We start from the raw sequence: 3,484 nt of genomic DNA, 5'->3' as shown, positions 1-3,484 counted from the left end.
GATCTAAAAATCAAGTTGTTTCAAAATATTTCCACTATACGGCAAATCATCATCTTCCGGCTGATTCCGCCATCACCGAGAGTCGGCGTGCCTTCACATAATCCTGATGATCCGCATCACCCATATTGGCAAACGGATAAATTGAAATGCCACCGCGAGGCATAAATACGCCACGCACCTCGATATATTTCGGATCCATGAGCCGGGCAAGGTCTTTCATTATTATATTCACACAATCCTCATGGAAATCGCCATGATTGCGGAAACTGAAAAGATAAAGCTTAAGGCTTTTGCTTTCCACCATCCTTTCACGAGGTATGTAAGTGATATATATATGCCCGAAATCCGGCTGCCCGGTTTTGGGACAAAGAGTGGTGAACTCCGGACAATCGAATGTGACGACATATTCATTTTCCGGATGCTTGTTCTCAAAAGTCTCTAATAAAGAGGGGTCATAATCCGTCGGATACTTCACCCCCTGGTTGCCGAGGAGACTGACCCCCTCAAGTTCTTTTTCTGTTCTCATACTGCAAAATTAACAAAAAAATAAATACCATTAAGTAAGTGTTGGAAATTAGCTTATATTAAATTTTCAATACTTACTTATAAGTTTGGACTGACGACATATACCAAACCATACACAAAAAAGCGGCCGCTCCTCACGAGTGGCCGCATTCTTTAACAGGCGAACCTGTTAGAACTTAAACTTAATGAACAAAAATCTATCTTCTTTCTTTCGTCTATTAAAACATTGACAATAGGAAAATAGTTCTGCGAATTATTATGTTTAAGATTTATTAACAATTCTGAGTTCTTCAAGCGAAGCTGATTCCACCGCTTCAAACTCTTTTACGAGTCTACGGCAGTAAGGTATGCTCAGAAGATATATGATACCTCCAGCAGGCACAAAGAACGCGAGTGTGCGACACAGCCAGCGCCGGTTAGCAGGGTGATAGATCCACAAAGGCTTTAGTACAGGGAATTTCTCGAGTTTCGAATTCACTTTCACATCACGCGAGTCATGCAGATAATTGACAGTTTCATCCACAAGAGTTCCAATGCGCGTTATTTCTTCGAGCGAATACCCTCTGCGCCAGTATTCTCGATAAGAGAGTCTGCGACCGTTGCGTCGCAGCCATACTCGTGATTCTCCGTATAGACGCACAAGCAACGCCTCGGCACGCCGCAGCGACACTTCATTGATAATGACCTCTTTCATCGGCACATGCCTTTTCTCGGTGAGCCCGAGCCATCGTCTCATAAGATTCAGGTAGAGATCTTTGTTGAACACTGCCGAATCATTCATTGCCTTGTAGGTCACAAATATTCCGAGAGGCAACAGGATAGAGGTCGACAGCCACATTCCCGCCCAGACAGCAATGCGCCCATCGCGAGCCATTTTATATCCGGTGTTGTCTATTATATAATAGACCAAAAACAGCAACACAGATATCACCAGAGGTGTGCCGAGTCCACCTTTTCTGATGATCGCGCCTAAAGGAGCACCGATAAAGAAGAAAATGATACAAGCCACGGAAAGCGTGAATTTCTTGATCAGTTCAATTTCGTGGCGGCGTATCGTTCTTTTTTCATCACCCATGGTGAGCGCACGGAATTCGAGTTCCGCGACCCTGTTGGAAGTAAGGGCGCGTGCCTGACTGTAGATATCACCGAGTTGGACGGGAGAGAGAGCGCCAAGCAAGGAATCGAGAGGCATCGCCGCCACTGGCGGGGCAGGAGTCAGCACTGCGCTCTCCTTATTGTTTTCAGCATCTTTCTTGCTGTCGGCTTCAGAAAAATAGGTGGATCGCAACACTCCTGAAAAAGCCGTCCGCTTCAGCTCTCTCGCATAATCCTCCCCGATGGAATCCACCCTTTGCGAGACCGAGTCAATGGTCTGCTGAAGCTCAGTCATGTTCTTTCCAACATATTGCTTTCGCATGCCGCCCTCGTCAAGACGGTTGAAATTTGCATCAAAAGGGATAAGCACCTCCTTGTCGACAAATGATTCGCGACGGAAAGGCACGTTCCTGTCAAGAGAACGCTGTTCACGAAGATTCTCAAACTGCTCGCCGGTAAACAGATGCAGATACAGATACTTGCTGTCTTTTGTAAAAGCCATTCGCGCCGAGTCTGCCAGAAGTATCGTGGAGTTGTCACCTCCCCGGCTGATATCGTAGATCATCACATCGTAGAGAACCCCGGTTTGCTGATTCTTGCTCTTCACATAGAGGTTATAACCGGGAATCTGGTCGTAAAAAACACCTTCCGGAATCTCCACCTCCGGACTCTTCTGTTTCATTGAGAAAAGCAATGTCCACATTTTTACCTGAGCTTTCGGCAGAATGTCGTTCTGAAAAAAGAAAGCCCCGACAGCGATAGCCATCACAAGAATGATGAGCGGTTTCATCACATTCAGAAGAGAGATGCCGGATGCCTTGATTGCGGTAAGCTCCGAACGTTCGCCCAGATTGCCGAAAGTCATCAGACTGGCAAGCAGGATAGCTAACGGCAACGCCATCGGAACCAATGTCACCGCAGCATAGAAAAACAGTTCACCGAGAACATCAAACGACAACCCCTTACCTACAAGGTCATCTATATATTTCCAGAGGAACTGCATCAGTACGATGAAAAGCACGATGAAGAATGTCATCGCGAACAGAGGCAGGAAGCTCTTTAATATGAAAAGATAAAGCCTTTTGACAATACGCATTGTTATAACACAAAGAGAATGCTTCATCGACCGTTTTAAAGTCCCGAAGCGAATTTCGGATGTAAAGTTACTAATTTTATCTTAAAAAAACTCCCCTTTCCTCACCTCCTTTGATGAAATCTTTGTAACTTTGCGTCCGGCAACTTACAGTTCCCACATAAATGGTGAATTATTAAATCAACATATCATGACATTATTCGAAAGGCTTACAAAAAAAGCACAGGAAAACCGCCAGCGTCTTGTGCTTCCCGAATCTCTTGAGCCACGCACACTTCAGGCAGCTGACAGAGTTATCTCACAAGGAATCGCAGATGTTATCCTGATTGGCAAACGCGATGAAATTCTCGCCAAGGCTTTTGAGCTTGGACTGCCACATATCGAGAAAGCCGCATTCGCCGACACCGACGACATGGAGTTTACTGAACCCTATGCCGAGCTTTTTGCGGAACTGCGCAAAAGCAAGGGTATGACGATTGACGAGGCACGCAACATTGTGCGCAATCCCCTTTATCTCGGATGCCTCATGATTAAGCGCGGCGATGCTGACGCTATGGTTGCGGGTGCGCTGAGTCCCACATCTCACGTTCTGAGAGCCGCATTCCAGGTTCTGAAGACAAAGCCGGGCATATCCGTTGTCAGCGGCGCATTCATCATGCTTCTTCCGGAAAACGTTCCCTACGGCGAAGACCATATGCTTGTTTTTGCAGACTGCGCGGTTGTTCCGGATCCGACCGCCAAGGAGCTTGCGGAGATCGACATCGCCACTGC

General features: G+C 46.4%; 3 protein-coding genes. 1 reads left to right on the top strand and 2 read right to left on the bottom strand.

Annotation, left to right across the window (positions count from 1 at the left end; all coding sequences use genetic code 11):
* Positions 1–49 precede the first annotated feature (49 nt).
* Together queF and JX312_RS10720 are read right to left on the bottom strand one after the other, a co-directional pair.
* Positions 50–526, bottom strand: coding sequence for a preQ(1) synthase (gene queF, locus JX312_RS10725; protein ID WP_123403564.1), 477 nt, complete (start codon positions 524–526; stop codon positions 50–52).
* A 261-nt stretch (positions 527–787) separates the two neighbouring features.
* On the bottom strand, positions 788–2,716 hold the full coding sequence (locus tag JX312_RS10720; protein ID WP_239653890.1) for an LptF/LptG family permease: 1,929 nt from the start codon (positions 2,714–2,716) through the stop codon (positions 788–790).
* 187 nt (positions 2,717–2,903) lie between these two features.
* Here JX312_RS10720 and JX312_RS10715 point away from each other — a divergent pair.
* Positions 2,904–3,484: phosphate acyltransferase (locus tag JX312_RS10715; protein ID WP_255563917.1), on the top strand; the 581-nt coding region annotated here is incomplete at its 3' end.

This window comes from Barnesiella sp. CU968, assembly GCF_905219685.1.
Classification (GTDB): domain Bacteria; phylum Bacteroidota; class Bacteroidia; order Bacteroidales; family Muribaculaceae; genus Lepagella; species Lepagella muris_A.
Note: the sequence above shows the minus strand (reverse complement) of the source record. Positions and strands in the feature narration are given on the sequence as shown.

Bases quoted from the DNA above. Each gene is read 5' to 3' on its own strand.
- queF (WP_123403564.1), bottom strand. From the start codon at position 526: ATGAGAACAGAAAAAGAACTTGAGGGGGTCAGTCTCCTCGGCAACCAG.
- JX312_RS10720 (WP_239653890.1), bottom strand. From the start codon at position 2,716: ATGCGTATTGTCAAAAGGCTTTATCTTTTCATATTAAAGAGCTTCCTG.